Annotated in this window: 1 pseudogene; it reads right to left on the reverse strand. The window is 48.3% G+C overall.

From position 1 onward, the window contains the following. Positions 1 to 267, reverse strand: a pseudogene (locus AAEY87_RS14035) (single-stranded-DNA-specific exonuclease RecJ); the annotation flags it as partial.

Here is a 267-nt window from a genome sequence, read left to right on the forward strand (position 1 = left end):
CTACATGACGACGCGTACGGTTCAACTGCTCAAGCTCTTGAGCCAAACGTTGTGCAGTACTCCAGTCTTCGGTTAATAAGCACTCGATACCAATGCGCATATTATCCATACGCCCAGCTGCATTGATACGTGGGCCTAATACAAAACCAAAATCTTTCGCATGGAGCTGCTTGGGATCACGGCCCGCTTGCTCAAGCAATGCCAATATTCCCATACAGCAGCGGCCTTGACGAATAGCTGATAATCCATGATGTACCAAGATACGGT

The organism is Psychrobacter sp. S1-30-MNA-CIBAN-0213, assembly GCF_040309845.1.
GTDB lineage: Bacteria > Pseudomonadota > Gammaproteobacteria > Pseudomonadales > Moraxellaceae > Psychrobacter.